General features: G+C 52.4%; 12 protein-coding genes. 9 read left to right on the plus strand and 3 right to left on the minus strand.

Annotated elements, in window-relative coordinates; translation table 11 throughout:
• Nucleotides 1-226 precede the first annotated feature (226 nt).
• The 4 genes from LZ463_RS08875 (at nt 227) to LZ463_RS08895 (ending at nt 8,756) form a co-directional block, all read left to right on the plus strand.
• Nucleotides 227-1,441: a nitrate/nitrite transporter gene (locus tag LZ463_RS08875; protein ID WP_241455267.1), complete on the plus strand. Its 1,215-nt coding sequence runs from the start codon at nt 227-229 to the stop codon at nt 1,439-1,441.
• Nucleotides 1,442-1,461: 20 nt separating this feature from the next.
• On the plus strand, nt 1,462-3,171 hold the full coding sequence (locus LZ463_RS08880; protein WP_241455268.1) for a bifunctional protein-serine/threonine kinase/phosphatase: 1,710 nt from the start codon (nt 1,462-1,464) through the stop codon (nt 3,169-3,171).
• Between the two features lie 119 nt (nt 3,172-3,290).
• Nucleotides 3,291-5,399, plus strand: coding sequence for an EAL domain-containing protein (locus LZ463_RS08885; protein ID WP_241455269.1), 2,109 nt, complete (start codon nt 3,291-3,293; stop codon nt 5,397-5,399).
• 6 nt (nt 5,400-5,405) lie between these two features.
• Nucleotides 5,406-8,756 (plus strand): PAS domain S-box protein, encoded by a 3,351-nt coding sequence (locus LZ463_RS08895; protein ID WP_489686095.1) that lies wholly within the window; start codon nt 5,406-5,408, stop codon nt 8,754-8,756.
• 691 nt (nt 8,757-9,447) lie between these two features.
• On the opposite strand, the gene LZ463_RS08900 is transcribed toward LZ463_RS08895, so the two are convergent.
• Nucleotides 9,448-11,445, minus strand: coding sequence for a hypothetical protein (locus tag LZ463_RS08900; protein ID WP_241455270.1), 1,998 nt, complete (start codon nt 11,443-11,445; stop codon nt 9,448-9,450).
• Between the two features lie 517 nt (nt 11,446-11,962).
• Here LZ463_RS08900 and LZ463_RS08905 point away from each other — a divergent pair.
• Together LZ463_RS08905 and LZ463_RS08910 are read left to right on the plus strand one after the other, a co-directional pair.
• The gene (locus LZ463_RS08905; protein ID WP_241455271.1) at nt 11,963-14,881 is read left to right on the plus strand and encodes an HD domain-containing phosphohydrolase; all 2,919 of its coding nucleotides are present in this window, start codon (nt 11,963-11,965) and stop codon (nt 14,879-14,881) included.
• A gap of 263 nt (nt 14,882-15,144) precedes the next feature.
• Entirely contained in the window at nt 15,145-15,648 is a 504-nt protein-coding gene (locus LZ463_RS08910; RefSeq protein WP_241455272.1) for a hypothetical protein, read from the plus strand.
• A gap of 264 nt (nt 15,649-15,912) precedes the next feature.
• On the opposite strand, the gene LZ463_RS08915 is transcribed toward LZ463_RS08910, so the two are convergent.
• Complete coding sequence (locus LZ463_RS08915) at nt 15,913-17,376, minus strand: MFS transporter (protein WP_241455273.1); 1,464 nt, start codon at nt 17,374-17,376, stop codon at nt 15,913-15,915.
• A 128-nt stretch (nt 17,377-17,504) separates the two neighbouring features.
• Between LZ463_RS08915 and LZ463_RS08920 the strand changes: the two genes are divergently transcribed.
• The 3 genes from LZ463_RS08920 (at nt 17,505) to LZ463_RS08930 (ending at nt 20,687) form a co-directional block, all read left to right on the plus strand.
• On the plus strand, nt 17,505-18,380 hold the full coding sequence (locus LZ463_RS08920; protein WP_241455451.1) for a LysR family transcriptional regulator: 876 nt from the start codon (nt 17,505-17,507) through the stop codon (nt 18,378-18,380).
• A 264-nt stretch (nt 18,381-18,644) separates the two neighbouring features.
• The gene (locus tag LZ463_RS08925; protein ID WP_241455274.1) at nt 18,645-19,637 is read left to right on the plus strand and encodes a DGQHR domain-containing protein; all 993 of its coding nucleotides are present in this window, start codon (nt 18,645-18,647) and stop codon (nt 19,635-19,637) included.
• Nucleotides 19,638-19,688: 51 nt separating this feature from the next.
• Nucleotides 19,689-20,687 (plus strand): hypothetical protein, encoded by a 999-nt coding sequence (locus LZ463_RS08930; protein ID WP_241455275.1) that lies wholly within the window; start codon nt 19,689-19,691, stop codon nt 20,685-20,687.
• 290 nt (nt 20,688-20,977) lie between these two features.
• Here LZ463_RS08930 and LZ463_RS08935 read toward each other — a convergent pair whose 3' ends face one another.
• The gene (locus LZ463_RS08935) at nt 20,978-22,216 is read right to left on the minus strand and encodes a Zn-dependent hydrolase (RefSeq protein WP_489686098.1); all 1,239 of its coding nucleotides are present in this window, start codon (nt 22,214-22,216) and stop codon (nt 20,978-20,980) included.
• Nucleotides 22,217-22,228: the final 12 nt, after the last annotated feature.

The raw sequence follows: 22,228 nt of genomic DNA on the forward strand, positions 1-22,228 counted from the left end.
TGCAAATTCATCACACGAAAATAGAGCGCATATCAGGAAAGCAGCAGACAAATTAATAGAAGCCAAATAAAACTCAGCCAAAGTGGTGCAATGCACCATTTAATTTATTCAATGCACGATTATCGCGCACGAACTTGATCAAATTATTCATCTTGATGGCCAATACTTGCACAATTTGGTGGCACGACACTTGCAAGTGGCATGCTCAACCACCATAGGAGTCATCATGCAAAAAACATCATTCTGGAAAGCTGGACATACGCCCACCCTGCTGGCGGCTTTCTTTTATTTTGACCTGAGTTTCATGGTCTGGGTCTTGTTAGGGCCACTCGCCATACAGATATCCAAAGACCTGGGCCTGACCGCCGCGCAAAAAGGCCTGGTGGTCGCCACGCCGCTATTGGCGGGCGCACTGTTACGTATTGTCATGGGGGTACTGGTCGATCACCTGAAACCCAAGAAAGCCGGTCTGATAGGTCAGCTCGTGGTACTGGCTGGCTTATGCTGGGCCTGGCTCGGCAACCTGCACAGTTATGAGCAATTGCTCTTTCTTGGCGTCATACTTGGGGTGGCCGGTTCTGCATTTGCAGTCGCCCTGCCGCTGGCGTCACGCTGGTATCCACCCGAACACCAGGGTACTGCCCTGGGCATAGCCGGTGCCGGTAATTCCGGTACCGCATTCGCCGCCCTGTTTGCACCGGCACTGGCAATCGCCTTTGGCTGGCAAAATGTGTTCGGCCTGGCACTGATACCCTTGATCGTGGCACTCAGTGTATACCTGATCTTTGCCAAGGATGCCCCTGGTTCGGCACCGAGCAAGTCACTGGCTGAATATCTGGCAGTGTTGAAGGACAAGGACGCCTGGTGGTTCATGTTCTTTTATAGCGTCACCTTTGGAGGCTTCTCGGGCCTCGCCTCTTCACTGACTATCTATTTCAATACTCAATACGGTCTGAATCCAGTAACAGCCGGTTACTTCACAGCAGCCTGCGTATTTGCCGGCTCTCTGGTGCGCCCGCTTGGTGGCCGCGTGGCCGACCGTATCGGTGGTATCAAGACTTTGTCGGTGATGTACAGCATTGCCGCTGCCTTTCTGTTCATTGCGGCAACCGGCCTGCAGTCTGCCGCCGGCGCAGTGGTGGTGTTTGTCTTTGCCATGCTGGCCCTGGGTACGGGTAATGGTGCCGTATTTCAATTGGTGCCGCAACGCTTCCGTAAGGAAATGGGTGTGATGACCGGTCTGGTCGGCATGGCTGGTGGCATCGGTGGTTTTTACCTGGCAGCCAGCATGGGGTACTCACGCCAGATCACCGGCAGCTATCAACTCGGCCTGTCGATTTTCGCCAGCCTGGCCATCATCGCGCTGATAGGTTTATCATTGGTCAAGAAACGCTGGCGCACCACCTGGGGTTCGGCAGCCATGACTACGGCAAAAATTTAACCGCTTAACCGGTATATCGCATGCCCCTGATCGTCAACACCGGCCACCATAGCGTTACCGGCATACGTCCGCGCAATGAAGACTTTGTCGGCATGGTCACGCCAGGTGAGCCCGAGTTGTCGTGCAAGGGCATGGTGCTGGCAGTAGCAGATGGGGTGTCAGGTAATGAAGGCGGACGTGAAGCAGCAGAATATGTGGTGCGCGGCCTGCTGACCGATTATTACGCCACACCTGACACCTGGGAGGTGACAACCGCACTGGACAAAGTGCTGGTCGCCATGAACAGTTGGGTACAGCAGCAAGGTTCGGTAAGGCGCGAACTGGCAGGCATGGCAACAACCCTGACCGGTCTGGTCTTGCGCGGCCGCATGTATTACAGCGCCCACGTCGGTGACAGCCGCTGCTATCTGTACCGTAACGGCAGTTTGCAAAAACTGACCCAGGACCATGTCTGGGACCGGCCGGAAATGCAACATGTACTGACACGTGCAGTTGGCCTCGACAGCCACCTGGTGATTGATCACGGCATGGGTGAATTGCGCAGCAATGATGTATTCTTGCTGGCCAGCGACGGCATCTGGGCCACCATCACCGAATATGAGCTGACTGATTACCTCAAACAGGTCAGCAACGGCAGTCTGGATAGTGAAACCGCCTGTCAGTCCCTGTGTGCGGCAGCCCTGCAAGCAGGTTCACAAGACAACTGCAGCGCCGTCATTGCCCGCGTCGACAGTTTGCCAGAAGGCGAACTGCGCGACGCCATCACCACTTTGCACGGTCTGCCTGTGCCGCCACGATTAAAGGCTGGCCAGACCATCGATGCGTATGTTGTCGAAGAAGTCATGCACACATCACAGAGCACCATCCTGTATCGTGTCACTGACCCTGTCCATCACCGGCAACTGGTGCTGAAGACTCTCCATCCCGACAAAGGGGACGATGCGCAGGAGCGATCCGCATTCGCCCACGAAGCCTGGCTGGCCAAGCGCGTGGTTGCACGCTTTTTCCCGCAAGTGATCACACCTGATCAGCATAACTATCTTTATTATCTATCGACCTGGCATGCCGGCGCCTCGCTGCAAAAGCGGCTGGAAGCTGGCCAGCATTTCACCATACCCGAAGCAGTCGCCCATGGCGGCAAACTGGTACGCGCAGTCGGCGCCCTGCACAGGCGCAGTATCCTGCACAGGGATATCAAACCCGATAATGTTCATCTTGGGGATGACGATGAAATCCGTATCCTTGATCTTGGTGTTGCCCAGTCCGGTTTCGACAGCAAGGACAGCCAGGCAGTGAACCACAGCATGGCAGGTACACCTTCATTTCTGGCGCCCGAGCAATTCACCGGCGCCGCCCCCTCCAGGGCAACCGATATCTATGCCACCGGTGTGACACTATACTACCTGCTGACCCGTCATTATCCCTATGGCGAAGTGGAACCCTTCCAGCGCCCCAGGTTCGCAGAACCGGTGCCCCCCAGCCGTTATCGCCCGGATCTGCCGCACTGGCTGGAAAACGTCTTGCTCAAAGCCGTGGCCCGTGAGCAGGAAGATCGCTTTGAAACAGCAGAAGAGTTTTTGCTGGCGCTCGAACGCGGGGCTGCCCATCCCTTGCCCACTCCGCAAGCCAAGCCACTGGCGGCGCGTGATCCACTGGCCACCTGGCGCATGCTGGCCGTCGCCTCCATCGTGATCAATCTCTTGCTGGTCTATATACTCTTCGCCCGCTGATCCCCCTTCACCACCTGCTGACGCAGGCTTTCTTTACCTGTCTGACACAATAGTATTGCCCTTGCTGTTAATAGTGCATTAACATAAGGTGCGCCTATACTGACCATGTAAATTGATATATGTCCAATCAACTTGAACGCCTGATCCATCTCTTGCGCCTGCGCCGTATCGGTATGCGGCTGGCGCTCAGCTACGGGCTCTTGCTCAGTTTATTGAGCATAGGTTTGATATTGCCAATTTTACAAATACAGAAAATGACCTCCGTCCGGGAAAACTTTGCCCGTAACGAGATGCAAAGCCTGTTATATGTGCAAGAACTCAGCCTGAATACAGAAAATGTTGGCCGCGCCCTGCTGCAATTGCTGACTGTGCCGCGCGAACAACGTGTGACTGAATACACCGCCGTCGATGAAAAAAACCGTCAGATCGACAAGCTGATCGGCTCGCTGGAAACCATATTGCGCGACGATACACAACTGGCAACCCTGAAAGCCCTGAAAGAAAAGCGTAATGCCTACCAGATGCATTACATCCAGACCGTCAATCAGCTGGAAGATGAAGGTCAGGAAGCTGCCAAATCCACCTTCCTGAAACAGGTTCAACCTGCCCTGGGCGCCTTGCTGCAGGAATCAAAGACCTTCCTGGCAACCGAGCAAAAACTGATACAGGAACACCAGGCAGAAGAGCAACGAGAATTTGAACGCACCGGCCTGCGCGTGGCCATGGTGTCTGCCATCGCTGTCGTAGTGGCAGCATTGCTGGCTTGGCTGACGACCCGCAGCGTCGTCAGGCCACTGGCGAAACTCGAAGCAAGCGCACGCCAGATTGCCAAAGGTGACTACCAGACCCGCTTCAATCCTGGCAAGACAGAAGAAGTTGCGCGTGTAGGTGAAGCACTCAATACCATGGCCGCCGCCATCAGTGTGCGTGAACAGGCGGTTGAACGCCTGGCCTATCATGATTCGCTGACTGATTTGCCGAATCGTATCTCCCTGTTCAAAACCCATGATGGCAAAGGCTCGCCGCACCAGGGTATCATATTGATGGACCTGGCGCGCCTGAAGACCATCAATGAAACCCTGGGTTTTGATACCGGCGACAGCGTCATCGCCGATGTTGCCGCCCGCCTCAAGACCGTCATTGCGAATGACAGCCACGAACCCAAACCCTGGCTGGCGCGCCTGCCAGGCGGTGCCTTTGCGATACTTTGCACAAATTGTGACAGGGATGTCATCGCCGACCTGCATCAACGCATAGACCTCGCCATGGCAGAACCGGTCAAATGTGGCCAGCATTCTGTCGATGTCAACCTGGTTTGCGGTTTTGCCCAGACTGCAGAAACGGCATTGCCGCTGATGACCCTGATCAGAAATGCAGAAGTCGCCCTGTATGCAGCCAAACGCAGCGCCAGTGCGACCGCCTGGTACACCGATGCACAAGAGGCATCACGCCTGAGTCACCTGACATTGCTGTCCGATCTGCGCACAGCCGTCCGCGCATCCGAATTGCAGATGTGGCTGCAACCCAAACTATCACTTGATACTGGGCATGCTTACGGTTTTGAAGCCCTGGTCCGTTGGCAACATCCCATACGCGGCTTTATTTCCCCCGCCGAATTTGTCCCGTTTGCCGAACGTACAGGCTATATCAGCATGATCACCATGTGGATGCTGGAACAAGCCATGCAAACACTAAATAGCTGGCAAGGGCTGTACCCGCCGCAAAGCATAGCAGTCAATCTCAGCACCCATGATTTGCGCAACCCTGCCTTCCCTGAACAGGTTGCAGAACTGCTGCAAAAATATGCATTAAATCCAAAACTGCTGAAGCTGGAAATCACCGAAAGCGGCATCATGGAAGATCCGGGCAGCACCATAGAGCTATTGAACCGGCTGCGCGCCATCGGCCTTGATCTGTCGATCGATGATTTTGGCACCGGCTATTCTTCCCTGTCCTATCTGCAACGTCTGCCAGTCAGCGAGCTCAAGGTAGACCGCAGCTTTGTCATCGATATAGACCGCATGCCAACGACGCAAAAACTGGTCAAGGCCATCATAGAAATGGGCCATAGCCTGGGCCTGAGCGTGATTGCCGAAGGCATAGAAACAGCAGCTGAGCGCGAAACCCTGCGTCAATTGGGCTGCGACTCCATGCAGGGTTATTTCGCCAGCAAGCCTTTGCATGGTGAAGGATTGCAAAAATGGCTGGCCAGCCTGCCCGCTGCCTGATTCCCTATGCAAGCACCATCCCTGCCCGAAGATGAAGCACTGCGCCTGCAAACCTTGCATGCCTGCGCCATTCTCGATACCGTACCGGAAGAACGTTTTGACCGCCTGACACGCCTGGCCAGCCATACCTTCAAGGCCAACATCGCCCTGATCTCACTGATAGATACCGATCGGCAATGGTTCAAATCGCGCCAGGGACTGCAGGCACAACAGACTGGCCGGGATATTTCATTTTGCGGCCACGCCATCCTGTCAAAAGATATCCTGTACGTACCGGATGCCTGCCTGGACCCACGTTTTTCCGACAATCCGCTGGTGACAGGTTCCCCCTTTATCCGCTTCTATGCAGGGGCGCCGTTGCGGGCACGCAATGGCCAGCACCTGGGCACCTTATGCATCATAGACAGCCAGCCCAGGACACTGGATCAGAAAGACCTGGCAGCTTTGCGTGACCTGGCCGATTGCGTTGAAAGTGAATTCAATCGTGAAGAACAGCAGAGACAACACCACGCCCTGCTGGCGCTGACGGCCATTACATCGCTGTCTTACCAGTACCCGCAAACAGCACTGCGCCAGACCCTTGCCATGGCCTGTGATTACCTGGGCATGGCCAAGGGTGAAATCACCCGCATAGGCCATGATGGCGATGAGGTCTTGCTGCTTGACTCTGCCGATGCCTCGTATGCCGAAGCAAGAACTACCTCAGTCTGCATGACTTTCAACATGCCGGTGGACAAACCGAATACTGTTTTTCACCTGGCCGACCTGGCATTGGGCCCCTACCACGATCACCCCTGTCATACCGAATACGGCGTACGCAGCCTGATCGGTCTGCGCATGCGCATCGGGGACGCCGATGATGTCAATCTGCGTTTTTCAGATATGCGTCCGCGCCAATTCAGTTTTTCAGAAATAGAGACAGAATTCGTGCGCCTGCTGGGCGACTGGGTCAGTGGCGTCATGAAGCGGCAGGAACTGGACCAGCAATTACAGCAACAGCGCGCGCTCAGTGACGCCATCGCCAAGGCACAATCCCTGTTCATCCGCGAAACCGATCAGGAAAAAGGCTTTGAATCCCTGCTGGCTGCCATCATCAGGCTGACTGACAGCGCCTATGGCTTTATCTGTGAGGTCAAGAACAAGACTGCGGCCAATCCTGCCTTGAAAAGCATGATGCTGGCCTGGAATGATGATGAAGCGGAGATCGCCAGCACACAGCTGGATGCCCAGGCCAGGGATGAAGCCTGCACACAACTGAAACAGCGCTATGGTCATGCCTTGCGCTCGGCCAAGACCATCATAGAAAACCATGGCATAGGCCAGTCGCTTGACCGGGTGTTCCCCGCTCATTTTGCCGCACTGCATTGTTTTCTCTGCATACCCGTACACTACGACGGTGAAATGATCGCCCTGGTGGGCATCGCCAACCGGCCCAAAGGCTACGACCAGCAACTGACGCAGTTCCTCAATCCTCTCTTCAGTACTCTTGGTCAGTTGATCAGTGCAGCACGCATGCAGACCCAAAGGCGTGAGACAGAAAGGCAGTTGGCCAACGTCATCAAGGGAACCAACATTGGTACCTGGGAATGTAATATCGTTACTGGCGAAACCATCTACAACGAACGCTGGGCAGAAATGCTGGGCTATACACTGGCAGAACTGGAACCAACCACAGTTGATACCTGGCTCAAACTCTGCCATCCGGAAGATCTCAAGCTCACCAGCGCCATGATAGACCAGCATTTCCGGGGCGAAATAGAATACTTCGACCTGAAAAGCCGCATGCGCCATAAAGACGGTCACTGGATCTGGATACATGACCGCGGCTGCGTTGTCAGTTGGGATACCGATGGCAACCCTCTGATCATGTCCGGCAGTCATGCCGACATCACCGATCAGATGGAGGCAGAAGCCGAACTGGAACATGCCTATGAGCTACTGGAAAAATCAAATGCAGCCGCGCGCCTGGGTACCTGGGAACTTGAAGTCAAGACCCGCAAGCTGACCTGGAGCAAGGTCACCAGGCAATTGCATGAAGTGTCCGACGATTTTGAATGCACTGTGGAGCAGGCACTGGCGTTTTACAAAGATGTGGACAACCGCGAAAAAATCCGCACCCTGTTCATCCAGGCCGTGCGTGAAGGGCTACGCTTTGATACCGAACTCTGCATCACTACTGCGCGTGGCAGGGACCGCTGGGTGCATGTGATAGGCTTCCCGCAATTTGATGAAGAAGGAAAATGTGCGCGTGTCTATGGCACCTTCCAGGACATCAGTGAACGCAGATCGACAGAAGAAGCCTTGCGTGACCAGGCAGCCCATACCAGCGCCATCATTGACAACGTGCTTGACGGCATCATCACCTTTGATGAAGATGAAAACATCATCAGTCTCAACAATGCTGCCACTGATATTTTTGGTTACCAGGCCAGCGAGCTGGTAGGCAAGAACATACGCCTGCTAATTCCCTACCCGGCCGATGCTGACGCTGTGCCTGATGCGCTTGCCACCAGCAGGCTCAGCATGACAGTCATAGGACGAGAAGTCGATGCCAGACGCAAGGACGGCGGCAATTTTCCACTTGACCTCTCGGTATCAACAGTCAGCCGCCAGGGCAAACCGCTGTTCATTGCCTTGATACGTGACATCACTGAGCGCAAACGTACCGAAAAAATCAAGAATGAATTCATCTCCACTGTCAGTCATGAGCTACGCACGCCGCTGACTTCTATCTCCGGCGCACTGGGACTGATTTCTGGCGGAGTGCTCGGCGTCTTCCCGGAAAAAATGCGGCAGATGCTGGACATCGCCAATAAAAACTGTCAGCGCCTGACCTTCCTCATCAATGACTTGCTGGACATGGAAAAACTGTCAGCCGGCAAGATGGTGTTTCATCTGGAAACCAGCCTGCTCAAAGATTTGCTGACCCAGGCCATCGAAGCCAACCAGACCTTTGGCGCCGAACGGCATGTATCTTTGCAACTGGCAGCCAATACGCCAGCAGTCAATGTCTGCGTCGACACCCAGAGAATGATGCAGGTATTGTCCAACCTGTTGTCGAATGCCATCAAATACTCACCAGAAAACGCTGTCGTCAATATCAAGGCAGAAAACCGCATTACAGGTGTGCGCATCAGTGTGACTGACAAAGGTACGGGTATACCACATGAATTCCGCGACAGGATATTCGAGAAGTTTGCCCAGGCAGACTCGTCCGATACCCGACAGAACGGTGGCACAGGGCTGGGCCTGGCGATCACCCGCGAACTGGTAGAGCGCATGGGCGGCAAGATAGGTTTTGAATCACAGCCTGGCGTAGCAACTGTCTTTTACGTAGACCTGCCAACGGCACGCTGAAGTGGCGCCAGCCTGCCCCTCCACAGAGCAGGGGCGGATGTACAAAAAAACTGTACATCGATGTACAAAGTACGCCAGATCAAGTACTGCAGCCTTACATTTATTCACCTTTAAAATTTTTGGTTACATCCGAATTTTGTCTCCAATTTCAACTTCTCTGCCGTATCACAAGCTTATCTCACAAGCCTATCGATATGATTCGAATGCAGCTTTGATGTAATCCTGCTGAAGCTGCAATACTGTTGTCCAGGCGAATAGCCGGGATCACTAACCGGCATTCAGTATTTGAGTCGTGCTGTGGTATACGCAAAAGAAATAAGTCATTCAATACGGGCCGGACATGTCCTCACCAGAAACGTGAAGAACGACAATCTGATCTTTGGCTCATGATCGTCAAGCCCGAATGGCATGGGCAAGCATGCATAAAAATCTCTCATGCTCGCGGTTCAATTGATGTTGACTCAAGGATGAATGATCACCGTCCTTCGATTTCATCACAAAGACGGCTGGATTGAGAATGGCTCCGGAGCCATGCCCCGGGGCCATGTGTTCTCTGTCAGTGCACTATTGATGGTGCACTGACAGTTTCACGATTGATACAGCTACGTTGATATAGCTGCGTTGAATCAAACAGGACAGTCACACTGACTTGCAGATAGGCCCGTACGAATGCTCCTGCCCTTTATTTCCCTTACTGGCTGCACTTGTCCCACCAGCAAGCCGTGGTCTCACGGAAGGGCTTGAATGCCATCCACTTGGGGCTGCTCGTCCCGTCAGCGAATGCCGCTTCACGCAGTCCCCATGAGCCGTATTCACTGTACGAGCTTACGTTATTGAAGTGCACGAACACCTGGCCGGGGCCAATGCCTTCCACTTTTATCCATTCCGCCATCAATGCATTGTAGACGTCCCCCATGCGCTTGTCGCGATTGGCGCTGATGAACAGGCTGGTAGCGTCTGGATAAGGACTGCCAGCCACTACGCGCAAGTGCTGGCCACCCTCATAGGCGAACAACGGCTTTTTGTAGGGTCCGCTGGCCATGTTGGTTTTATACTGACGGATAAGATCGCCAGCATGGGCAACGGCGCCTTTGAGAGCGTAGGGAACCTGCAATGGCGTATCGACATCCTGGCCAGCCACGTTCTTGCCAAGCAACTCTTCAAAGACCTTGTCTACCCCCGCACTTCCCGTGCCCCAACTCGCCACCTTGTCTACGTTCCCAGGTTTCCCGTTTTCTCCGGGTTCCCCGAGATAACCGCCCACGTAGGCACCAACAGCCACAGCATCAATCGGGCCGGAACAATCCTTGGCAATTTTACCCGTCTCGACAGCCAGGGCGCAGGCAAGTGTTATTTTCGCCTGATCTGGCCAGCCAAACTGGGTATTGAGCGCACATTGCACCCGCGAGGACTGGTCACCAAATTCCTTCTTGGCGATCTGACAGATCTCGTTGGAACGCAGGGCGTAAAAGTTGATGGCACGATCATACTCGGACGCGTCCGGTTTGCCGTCACGGTGGAACCTGGTCAACCCTTGTTCCGCCAACCACTTATAGTTCAGAACGAAGGGCCAGGCCGTGTTCCATGGTTCGTTGCCGTATTCGACGATGAATTTGGCAGCAGGATTCAGGCTGGTCCGGGCCAACTGAGCCATGCGTTGCACATAGTCATTGTCGGCGTGATAGGGAATATTCATCCAGGCATCAGCAGAAAGCGTGTTGGCCAGGTTGATGGCTACTCCCACAGGTACGCCACCGCTGCCGGACCAGGTAGCGTCGCTCTTGGCCGGACGCTGGGACCAGTTGGACAGAGTGGAGTCATTGATCCTGAACCAGTCCATGAAGCGCAGAGCCCGCACACCGTTGAGGTCCGCAAGGAAATTGGGAGACCATATCTGTGTCCTGGACAAGTCCACCAGTGAAGTGTAGCCACCGGCAGGGCATGCATCCGGGCCGGCTACCCACTGCAAAGGCTTGCCGGTACAGATACCGCCAGGCATGATTACACGGATGTTGCGCAAGTAATTGTCCGGGTTGATGCGAGTGATGCGCATCCCGAAGTTCTCCCCGTCCTTGGGATTACGCGTCAGGACGATATGGCCCGGTTCGACTGTTTTCTGCGTGAGCTCCCCAAAAAATGACACGTCACCATCCCCCTCATAGAAGACGTGGTAATCCCCGGCAGGCATGGACTTGACAGAATGGCTGTCATTCAAGACCGTTGATACAGCCCGGTACTTCGGGTAATTCGTGACACTCTTGCCTTTTGGCGGCAGCGGCAGGCTTTTTACCCAGCCATTTGCGTCAAGATCCAGTTGCGCTTCTTCATGCGTATCCCAAACCCAGTCAGGGTCCAGGGTCGAGGTGACCCAGGGCTGCATCCGCTTGATCACATCGATGGTCGGCGCATCCGTGCTACTTGAAGCGAACTCTGTCAGATTCATGCCTGCGCCACCAGCGTGGCGGGTACGAATGAGGCTGGCGCCCAACGCCAGAGTGCCAACGTCGTCATCCTTTCCTGTTTTATTAAGTGGGGGCGCAGCGGCTATCCCGGACTGGCCGCTGGCGCCGTCAATCGCTGCGGACGTGTTGCTACCACCTCCGCATGCCTGTAAAAGCGCGATGAGCATCGTTCCCAATATTGCCTGATAGCTTTTCATTTTTAATGTCGATCTGGATCTGTTTTTCATTTTCGATATCCATTCGGATTTATTTGTCATTCAAGATGTTGATATAGATTTTTTTATTGCTAAGCGGATATAAGTCAACGGTTCCAACGTCGGCTGGTGACCTCCTTTTTAAATAAAGTGCTCCACAACAGAGCGAAACCACTTTCATTTTTTCTCTCCCCTCCATCCGAACGGGTGCAAATACCATTGCCATAATTTCAATACTAAAAGTCATCATGAGCGGATGCTGTAATGATTTGTTGCAGGGAATTACAAGCAGGTTTTGCGTGTAAGTAAATGCAACACCTTGTCGGCTGCACAGGTCTTCCTGCAGTACGCGGAACTGGCTGTATCGGTCACCCCACAGCCGGGGTCAATTCTGGTCACATTGCCTGAGTTTCAATTGCCAATTGCAAAATAAACCACTACCATGAAGTTGCAATTTAGATAGCAACGCAAATCTGCTTGCGGACAGTAAGCATTCATCAATAGCTTCAGTTAGCGACGGCGACATCGATCAGGCTTGGCGGAAAGGGCTATGCGCATGACCAGGAATATCCGCTTTCACATCTATATCTCTTATTTTTTCACTGCCCTGATACTCCTCTTCGCCCTTGCCCTGGGGACCGTGCAATTCGCACGCATGAGCAAGATCATCCTGGCGCAAACCAATACCAATTATGACCTGATCGGCAGACAGGTCGCCGGCAAAGTCAGAGACATCTACGAGCCGGTGAAGAACCAGACTGAAATACTGGCGCAGTCACATCCCCTGTCAGGACAGAACCTGGACGAACGTCTGAAGCATGTGAACTACCTGGCCAAAGCCATTACGAGCGTCAAATCTGCTACATCCGTCTATGTCGGCTTTGCCAATGGCGACTTCTTTTTGCTGCGTCAATATGCAAAATCGAACGGCAGTAAAGACCGTTTTGCAGCCCCTGCCAATACCATATGGATAGTGCAAAGCACCAGCACAGAAGCGGGCAAACGCATTGAGCATGTTGTCTATCTTGACGACAGGCTCAATGAGATCAGCCGCCAGCAGATACCCGAGCGCAAGTTTGATCCGCGTCAGCGTAGCTGGTATCTGTCTGCCATGAAAAACCCGTCACATCCCACGGTCACTGAGCCCTATTACTTTTTTACCACGGGGCAAATCGGCATCACCTATGCACAAAAAATTGTTGATGCCGATGCCGTCGTCGGCATAGACATAGAAATGCCGACCATCCACGAAACCCTGAAAAACAGTGCACTTACCCCAAGCAGCCGCATGGCCTTGATAGATCATCAGGGACAATTGCTGGCATGGCAAAATGAACAGAACCCCGCTTACAAACCACAGATCACCGAAACCAATGGCGTTAGCAGCATGCCGCAACTGAAAGACCAGAATGCACCGGTGCTAAAAAAAATCCTGGAACTGATCACACCAGAAAACACCAGCAGCAGCCAGTCCATCGAAGCCCTGGATAAATCCTGGGCCACCTACCAGTCCGCCATACAAATCCCCGGCGGCAAGGACTTGCGTCTGCTGATCGCCAGCCCGCATGAAGAATTGCTGGCATCCATCATCAAGATGCGCAGGCAAACCGTTGTGATGTTTTTTATCATGCTGTCCCTTGGCATCATCGCCACGGTATTGTTTTCGCGCTTTGCATCCAACCCACTGCGACAACTGAATGACGAAGCAGGGAAAATCGCCAGGTTCGATTTCAAGAACAACATCAACATACAATCACGCATCAAGGAAATCGCCGACCTCACCCACTCAATGAAAGCGATGAAGACGACCATACGCTCCTTCCTGGACATCGCCAGCAGTCTTGCATCTGAAACCAATTACGATAAGTTGCTGGCGCGCGTCCTCCAGGAAATGTCAGAAATCACCGAAGCCAGGTCGGGCATACTTTATCTGCACCAGCCGCAAGACAACAGCCTGCAGGTCGCCCAGGTTTATGTCGACCACCAGGTAGTCACCAGCGATGCCCAGCGTATCTCCATGGACAATGCCAGCCACCCCGTCATACAAGCCTGCCGCGACCGCAGCAGCATCTGCCACCTACAGGCGAATGAAATACAGCATTATTTCAGCGTACTGCCTGCCAGCGACCATGTCACCACACTGATTGCCATTCCCCTCAAAGACAGGAAGGGCAATCTGGTTGGCGCCATCGCACTGGTGATCGATGACGCCGACATTGACCCTGGTCGACAGGCCATGGCAGAAGCAGTCTCCGGCGCAGCCGCCATCGCCATTGAAAACCAGCGCCTGATACAAGAACAGAAGACCCTGCTCGAAGCCTTCATACAACTGATTGCCAGCGCCATTGACGCCAAGAGCCCCTATACCGGCGGCCATTGCCAGCGTGTTCCGGTATTGACAAAAATGCTGGCACAGGCGGCCTGCGCAGAGACGCAAGGTACTTATGCCGACTTTCAACTGAATGAAACAGAATGGGAAGAACTGCATATCGCCGCCTGGCTGCATGATTGCGGCAAGGTCACCACGCCGGAATACATCGTCGACAAGGCCACCAAACTGGAAACGCTGTACGACCGTATCCATGAGATACGCATGCGTTTTGAAGTCATGAAACGCGATACAGAAATCGGCTATTGGAAAGCAGTTGCCACGGCAACAGCAGAACAAAAAACCGGGCTTAAAACAGCATTCGACAAAGACATTGCTGAACTTGACGACGACTTCCAGTTCATTGCCACCTGCAATGAAGGTGGTGAATACATGGCCCCTGACAAAGTCGCCCGTATCCACAGGATTGCAGAACGCACCTGGAGCAGGACCCTGTCTGATCGTATCGGTATTTCGCACGACGAAAAAGAACGCAAGGACCGCACACCAGAGCCAGACCTGCCAGTGACAGAACAGGCGCTGAGTGACAAAACAGAACACATCTTCACCCGCTCTTCCCGCGAACGCATCAGTGATGACAACCCCTGGGGTTTCAAGGTCAAGGTGCCAGAACACCTGTACAACCGTGGTGAGGTCTACAACCTCACGGTCGCCCGCGGCACACTGTCAGAAGAAGAACGCTACAAAATCAATGAGCACATGATACAGACCATCATGATGCTGGAGAAACTGCCTTTCCCGCGACACCTGGCAAGGGTGCCGGAAATCGCTGGTGGTCATCATGAAAAAATGGATGGCACAGGCTATCCCAAACGCCTGTTCGCCAGTGACATGAGCATCCCCGCCCGCATGATGGCGATTGCCGATATCTTTGAGGCACTGACAGCCGCTGATCGTCCCTACAAGAAAGGTAAAACCCTTTCAGAGGCGATCAAGATCATGGGTTTCATGAAAAAAGACCAGCACATAGATCCAGATTTGTTTTCCCTGTTCTTACGCTCAGGTGTCTACCTGGACTATGCCAGGATGTTCATGCACCAAGAACAGATTGATGAGGTCGATATAGCTGCTCATGCCTGACATGGTGAAACTGCATCCGCCTGGCTGCACGGCAGAGGCGCCAGTTGCCGGCAACTTGCATGTTGTCCATTTTATCCTACACTGAGGTCACTACGATTATTCATGTGTTCACTATCGCCAGTGAGCGAAGACATGAGTTGACACATGCCTTAGCGTTTCGCAGCAGCAATTGTTGCGTCTTGTGTATCAAAAACCGGCGGAAGAACCGGTGCCAGGCAGACTGGTCAGCAATGCGCAAATTCTTGGCTCAAGAGGAGGTCGCCATGGAACTTGGTATGCAATCCCACCACTTTGTTGCCCGCAGGCCAGACTGGATTGCCGCCGCAACCGCAGGCTTTGTTGCCGGAGCGGCAGTGATGGTAATGGAATTATTCTGGTCCACCGCCATCATTGACGTCAGCCCCTGGGCAGCTGCACATATGGTAGCCGCCATTGCACTGGGGCCAGGCGTGCTCGACTCAACGGCATTCAGCGTCGGCATTGTCACCGTCGCCCTGCTCATCCATTATGTGCTGGGCGCTATGTTTGGCGTGATACTTGCCGCGATCATCGCCTCATTTCATCTTGATGATACGGTCACCATGGTGTTATTGGCAGGCTCCCTGTTCGGGGGATTTCTCTATCTGTTCAATCTGCACGGCATGGTCTATTACTTCCCATGGTTTGCGCAAATGCAGAACGTCGTAGTTGTCATCAGCAACATGTTGTTCGGCATGACGGCCAGCTTCATGTACCGACAACTGAAGCGGGATAAAAAAGAAAAATGAGAAAATACAAGTAGAAGAATGTACTCCAAACATGTGGCCAGCCACTGCTGCATCTCTACCCTGGCGGTACTTGCCAAATCGAAAAATGTAAAGGCTTCGCGCTGCTTTGGGTACCGCACTTGCACCTGCGCTCGAAAAACAAACATGTACACCTGATCGTGTCGCCGCAGGTAGCCGATAAAGACAGCTAGCAGTCAATTCAATCATGCGCGGCTGAAGCCGCTTCTACAAAACCATACATCTATTTTCATGGCCTGCCTGTCATTAGCCTTGCCTCAGCTTAGGAATAAACAAATACGTCAGCACAAAGGCAAGCGCGTAACTGCACATCAGCACCACAAAAGCCGCAGGCATGCGCCATGCCCAGTCAGATGCTGCATGGAATAACCCGCCCATGATGGCAACACCCACCAGTGCGCCGATCTGGCGGCTGGCATTGACGGCGGCAGAAGCACTACCTGCATAGCGCGTGCCGCAGACTTGCAGCACCGTCGTCGTCATCGCAGGCAGGGCGACACCTACCGAGATATTCATGATGATGACGCACAGTGTCAGCAGGCGCATCATCAGGACGGATGCCATGTCGGTATTGAGCGCCGTAACCAGTATGCACGCAGCCATCAGCGCCGCACTGGCTGTACCAAACAGCAAGGGGTAGCGCGTACCCACCCTGGCAGAAATCTGGCCCGACAACAGGTTGCCGACCATAAAAGAAAACATCATCGGCAGCATCTGCATACCCGCTTCGTGGGCAGTAACATGCAAGGCATCCTGGAAGAAAATCCCCAGCAAAAAGATTTGTGCAAAAGTAGAAAAACTGATCAGAAAACCTATGCCACTCGCCGCCGGAAACGTCGCATTTGCAAACAGGGCGCGCGGCAGCAAGGGATGCGTGCCGCGCCTCTCCTGCACGATCAGTGCCAGTGCACTGACGACCATACACGCCAGCAGCGACACGATGATTGCAGACTGCCAGCCATAGGCCGGGCCCTCAATCAGGACAAAGGTCAGGCTGACCAATACAACAAGCAGCAAGGCATGGCTGAGCAGAGATAGTGGTCTGGGGTGAGCAGGTACTTTGGGTATCAGTTTTTTGACCAGCAGCACGCCCGCTATGCCCAGTGGTATATTCACCATGAAGATACTACGCCAGCCAAACTGCTGCACCAGCATGCCGCCTATCAGCGGGCCGCTGCCGCTGGCAACACCGACCAGGGCCGACCATATACCCAGCATCTTGGTGCGCTGCCGGGTATCCTGAAAAGTATGACTCATCAGACTCAAGGAAGCAGGCATGAACAAGGCCGCCCCCAGCCCCTGTAACAGCCGCGCAATAATCAGCATGGCACCGCTGCCAGCAAAACCACACAACAGCGATGCCGCAATAAACACCAGCAAACCCGCCTGGTAAGTTGTCTTCGCCCCCCATCTCTCGGCAAGCGCGCCACCGACAAGCAAGAGCGAAGCAAAGCTCAGGGTATAGGCATCCACCACCCACACCAGACGACTCAGCGGTAGAGAAAAACTGCTGGCAATCGCAGGCAGCGCGATATTGACCGAGGTCACATCCACCATCGCCATCATAAAACCCAGCGCCAGCGTCAGCAAGATCAAAGCCTCTTCCAGCCTGCCCAGGCGCGGGCTGCCCACCACGGCCACAGCCGCCTGCCATGTTTTGCCTTCATCCACCAGATTGATACCGCCTTGCCCACCACTTAGCCTGCTCATGAGAACCCCTTTTCAATAAACCTGAGAGCATGGTAGTTGCCTTGCCTGATGCAGTAAATAAGCATAAGATCAACAGTCTGATGCAAAAATGCATCATTATATTGAACACTGAAATGACTGCATCAAACATGGATTGGGACGATACAAGAATTTTCCTGGCGATTTATCGCGCAGGCACCTTGCGCAGCGCGGCGGCCATGCTCAATATCGACCAGGCCACCGCAGGCAGGCGGCTGGCGGCATTGGAGCAAGCCCTGAATGCGCGGCTGTTCCTGCGCACACCTTCAGGCTATGTGGCAACACCAGCGGGCGAACATGCACTGGCTGCCGCCGAAATGATGGAAAAAGCCTCAGACAAACTACAGCGCGAAATCGCAGGCATAGACAACCGCCTGTCCGGCGTGGTGCGCGTCGCCACCTCAGACACCATGGCCAGCCACTTCGTCATCCCCGCCATGCAAAAGCTGCACGCCAGCCACCCCGACATACGCATCGTACTGAGCACGGCAACACAACTAAGCAATCTCACCCGGCGCGAAGCCGACATCGCAGTACGCCTGGTCAGGCCCACCGACCCCGACCTCATCGCCCGCCACCTGACCAAACGCAAGCTGGGCCTGTTCGCCGCAAAAACCTATCTGAAAAAACACCCGGTAACAGCAGACTGCAAAAGCCTGGATGGCCACGACATCATCATCTACCAGCAACGCGTCGCCCCACGCCACGCCGAAAAAATCTGCGGCCTGCCCACCACCAAAGCCCGCGTCAGCATGGAAGTCAGCAGCGCCATGATGCTGCTCGAAGCCACCCGCGCCGGACTAGGCATCGCCGAACTGGCAGTCCACCTCGCAGAAAACGATCCCCAACTCACCCGCCTGTGGCCAGAGCGCGAAGACAGCTACGATGTATGGCTGGTCATGCACGGCGACCTAGCCCGCACGGCAAGGGTCAGGGCTGTGGCGGATGCGATTGTGGGGTGTTTTTCGGGGAAGAAGAACGATTAAATAGCATATAAGAAAAGGCTTGCTCGTCCATAAAAAATCAGGCACGATCGACTGCACAAGAAATTATTAAATTTACACACTCGAACGGTACGTACAGGAAGTAAACTGTGCTCTCAAAATATTGAATATTATGAACTATTCGATCCCCTATAGTATGCGCGCCGTTGCTCACCGTCACAGCTTAAGAAGTTGATCGTTTCTAATACACAATGCAAACTCTGCTAAATTCTGTTCAAGATAATTACTTAAATAAATGGATGCATCATGGCAACAAAAGGAATTAAGAAATTTGTGAGTTACCCTTGTCTCATGATTAGTCAAAATAATCATAGATTTTTTCTAACCTCAATTCCAGTGTCGGATATATTTCCACACTGTTTTGTTTCAAGTCGAGACGCGGACAATTTACAAGGTTTCCAACGGCAACTAAGCAAACAAAGAGCGGAAGATATCAGTAAATATTTGAATCAGGGATCAGGATCAATACCGACAAACATCGTATTGTCAGCACAAGAGGGAGCAAAAATTGTCTACAGTTCAAAAAACAAAACAATTTCCTTTGAAAGGATAGACAAAGCATTTCTTGTTTTAGACGGACAGCACCGACTTTGGGGATACCAAACATGTCTTGAACAGTTTAGTAAGGATCATCGAGTACCTCTTTCTATATATGAGAATCTTACTCGTGCCGAAGAAACAAGGTTATTCATAGATATCAATACTAAACAAATTGGTGTACCGGCCGCATTACTTCTTGACATAAAACAGTTAGCGCAAATAGAGAGTGAGCGTGACACTACATTGAGAGAGTTATTTGATGGCATTAAGCAAAATCCTGACCTCAATTTCAGCGGAATGCTGAGCCCGGCCAAATCAGTTGCTGGAAAAGTGTCGCGAGTTACATTCAATAGAGCGGTGGGTCAAGCGCTAGACTCTTCGATTTTACAAGGTCTTGACAAGAAAAAAAGATTGTCTTTACTAACCAATTATCTCAAAGCATATGAAAACGTATTGGACGATCAAAAATTACTTACTAGAAGTGCTTTTCTTGAAGCAATATTTGATGTATTTGAACAAGCCATACGTCAAAGTCTATTAAGTCATAAGAACGCAAAAACAGAGAGCATTCAAAAAGTAATTAGTCCGATTGCAAAATATTCATATGCCGATACAACACTGCGTTCGGTCGGTGAAGTTAAAAAGGCTGTCAGAAGTGCTCTCGCTGGCTCCGTGAGTATTGACCCCAATATGCTGTAGAAAAAGTACGATATGCAATCATCGCCAAGCCCTACCGTCCGATATTTACTGATGCAATTGCTTAATGTAATCCCTGAATTTACAGCCCTCGAACCTTTCAGAGATAACAATTTAAATACCTGGAGAACACAAGGGGCACATTCACTACTAACTTCAACAAAAAACTCAATCGTATTATCTGTAAATCAGAGAGAGTATGCATCAACATTATTCTCAGAGGCACAACATTTACTTAACCATGCAAGTGAACATCGTGCTCACTTACTCGATTATAAAAACATTAAAGACGAACCTAGTCCGAGTTGGGTTTTTGTATCTCTATACTATTTTTCGCTATTTATAGCCATGGCGTGGACAAGGGTGGCAAACGGTGCAGTCCTTTATCTCGATAAAGAAGCGATTATCGAATACTGCGGCAGTGCAAGCATCAAACCAGGTGGAGGAGCTTATAAAGCTTCGCTAGCTCTTGATAGCACTACCGGCGCAGCGAAAGTTAATCTCAGAAAATGTTCCACTAGTCACTTTCATGAGGCTGTCTGGATTGCAGTATCTAATGAAGTCGAAAGTGCAATCGTATGGATAATCTCACTTTCTAATTCAAGGAAACCTACTTCTGAGGAACTACTGTCACTTAGAGCATTAAATTTGTTTCGAGGATTAAGTTTCAACGATCCTCTTGTTTGGCCAAGTATGTTGAGAAACGCCATTAATTATCGACCTGGATATAGCTACCGCACCGTAATCAATCACAATTTTTTACGTATTAGATCTCGACTAGAACGTCCGTCATTCCTTCATTTTGAAGAATTGGTAGCGTTTGGTGAACGTGCTAAATCAGCTACCAGAGGGGTTGCTCATCCAAGCGAAATTGCAAATGACTCAGTAGAACTTCTTATTGCGCAAAGCCTTGTGCTTGAATCGTTCACTGAAGATGCCTTGGCAAGCATTTGCGATGTACGCAACTTAGAATCCTCAGCAGGTAGACTAAGACAACGTTTTAATCGAAAGTATTGCAATACAAATAGTATTCTTGCCAAAGTAACTGCCTGAAAAGCTTCATTTGATAAAGAGTTGTTAATTTTGTTAATCATATCCCAGGCGTGATATTTTTTACGAGGAAAGAACTAACAAACATTAGATTTTTGTAAAACTGCGCAAATTGGCACCTAGTATTTGATGCAACTTATCAAAAAAAACTGTGCAAAAAAAATGAGCGACATAAAACAGCAAATCCCGATAAGAAAGATCTCGCTATGTTGGGCTCTATTCATATTATCTGGAGAAACGGAACAACGTAAGAAAGCACAATCTTATGAATGTGCCAGAAACCAGCAGCTAAATTAACCCACCACCCCAGCCCTCCCCAACATCGCATGCAACAACACGTTGCACCCTGCCTCCAGGTGTTCTGATTTCGCGTCTTCAATTTCATTGTGGCTGATGCCGTCCTTGCAGGGGACGAAGATCATGCCGGATGGGGCCAGTCTGGCGGTGTAAATCGCGTCGTGGCCTGCGCCGGAGACTACGTCCATGGTGCTATAGCCCAGGGTTGCTGTGGCTTCGCGTACGGCGTTGACGCAGTCTGGGTGAAAGGGGCATGGGGGGTAGTAGGATACGCGTTCTACGCTGATGTTCAGGCCGCTGTCCTTGCTTGTCTTATCGACGTAGGCGAGGATTTCATTGTGCATGGTGTCGAGCAGTTCTGCGGAGACGTTGCGCAGGTCCATGCTGAATTTGACTTCGCCGGGGATGACGTTGCGGCTGTTGGGGAAGACCTGCACCATACCTACCGTGCCACGGCCATAGGGCGGGTAGCGGTTGCCGATGTTGACGACTTCTTGCATGATCCTGGTGGCAACTTGCAGGGCGTCTTTGCGCAGGCCCATGGGGGTGGGGCCTGCGTGGGCTTCCATGCCGGTGACGACGCAGTCATACCATGAGAGGCCAAGCACGCCGGGTACAACGCCGATGACCTTGTCGGCATCTTCGAGTACCGGGCCTTGTTCTATATGGGTTTCGAAGTAGGCACCTATTGGGTGCTGGCCTGGCACTTCTGTGCCTTTGTAGCCTATGCGTTCCAGTTCTTCGCCTACAGTTTTGCCTTCTGTGTCTTTGGCGGCGTAGGCGTGTTCGAGGGTGAATGCGCCGCAGAATACGCCTGAGCCCATCATGACAGGGACGAAGCGTGAGCCTTCTTCATTGGTCCAGAAGGCGACTTCTATCGGGGCTTCTGTTTCTATGTTGTGGTCGTTAAGGGTGCGCACGACTTCGAGCGCGGCCAGCACGCCATAGTTGCCGTCAAACTTGCCGCCGGTGGGCTGGGTGTCGATATGACTGCCGGACATGATGGGTGGCAGGGCCGGGTTCTTGCCTGCCCTGCGCATGAAGACATTGCCTATCTGGTCTATGGTGACTGTCAGGCCAGCCTGTTTGGCCCAGGACACAACGAGGTCGCGGCCCTGTTTGTCGAGATCAGTCAGGGCCAGGCGCTTGACGCCGCCTTTTGGTGTGGCGCCTATTTGTGCGAGTTCCATCAATGAGGCCCAGAGGCGGTCTCCATTGATTCTTAAATTTGCGATTGACATTTGCAT

The sequence above is a fragment of the Undibacterium paludis genome, assembly GCF_022568815.1.
In the GTDB taxonomy this organism is placed as follows: Bacteria; Pseudomonadota; Gammaproteobacteria; order Burkholderiales; family Burkholderiaceae_D; genus Undibacterium.

Coding starts and splice junctions, on each gene's coding strand:
- LZ463_RS08875 (WP_241455267.1), top strand. CDS start 227: ATGCAAAAAACATCATTCTGGAAAGCTGGACATACGCCCACCCTGCTG.
- LZ463_RS08880 (WP_241455268.1), top strand. CDS start 1,462: ATGCCCCTGATCGTCAACACCGGCCACCATAGCGTTACCGGCATACGT.
- LZ463_RS08885 (WP_241455269.1), top strand. CDS start 3,291: ATGTCCAATCAACTTGAACGCCTGATCCATCTCTTGCGCCTGCGCCGT.
- LZ463_RS08895 (WP_489686095.1), top strand. CDS start 5,406: ATGCAAGCACCATCCCTGCCCGAAGATGAAGCACTGCGCCTGCAAACC.
- LZ463_RS08900 (WP_241455270.1), bottom strand. CDS start 11,445: ATGAAAAACAGATCCAGATCGACATTAAAAATGAAAAGCTATCAGGCA.
- LZ463_RS08905 (WP_241455271.1), top strand. CDS start 11,963: ATGCGCATGACCAGGAATATCCGCTTTCACATCTATATCTCTTATTTT.
- LZ463_RS08910 (WP_241455272.1), top strand. CDS start 15,145: ATGGAACTTGGTATGCAATCCCACCACTTTGTTGCCCGCAGGCCAGAC.
- LZ463_RS08915 (WP_241455273.1), bottom strand. CDS start 17,376: ATGAGCAGGCTAAGTGGTGGGCAAGGCGGTATCAATCTGGTGGATGAA.
- LZ463_RS08920 (WP_241455451.1), top strand. CDS start 17,505: ATGGATTGGGACGATACAAGAATTTTCCTGGCGATTTATCGCGCAGGC.
- LZ463_RS08925 (WP_241455274.1), top strand. CDS start 18,645: ATGGCAACAAAAGGAATTAAGAAATTTGTGAGTTACCCTTGTCTCATG.
- LZ463_RS08930 (WP_241455275.1), top strand. CDS start 19,689: ATGCAATTGCTTAATGTAATCCCTGAATTTACAGCCCTCGAACCTTTC.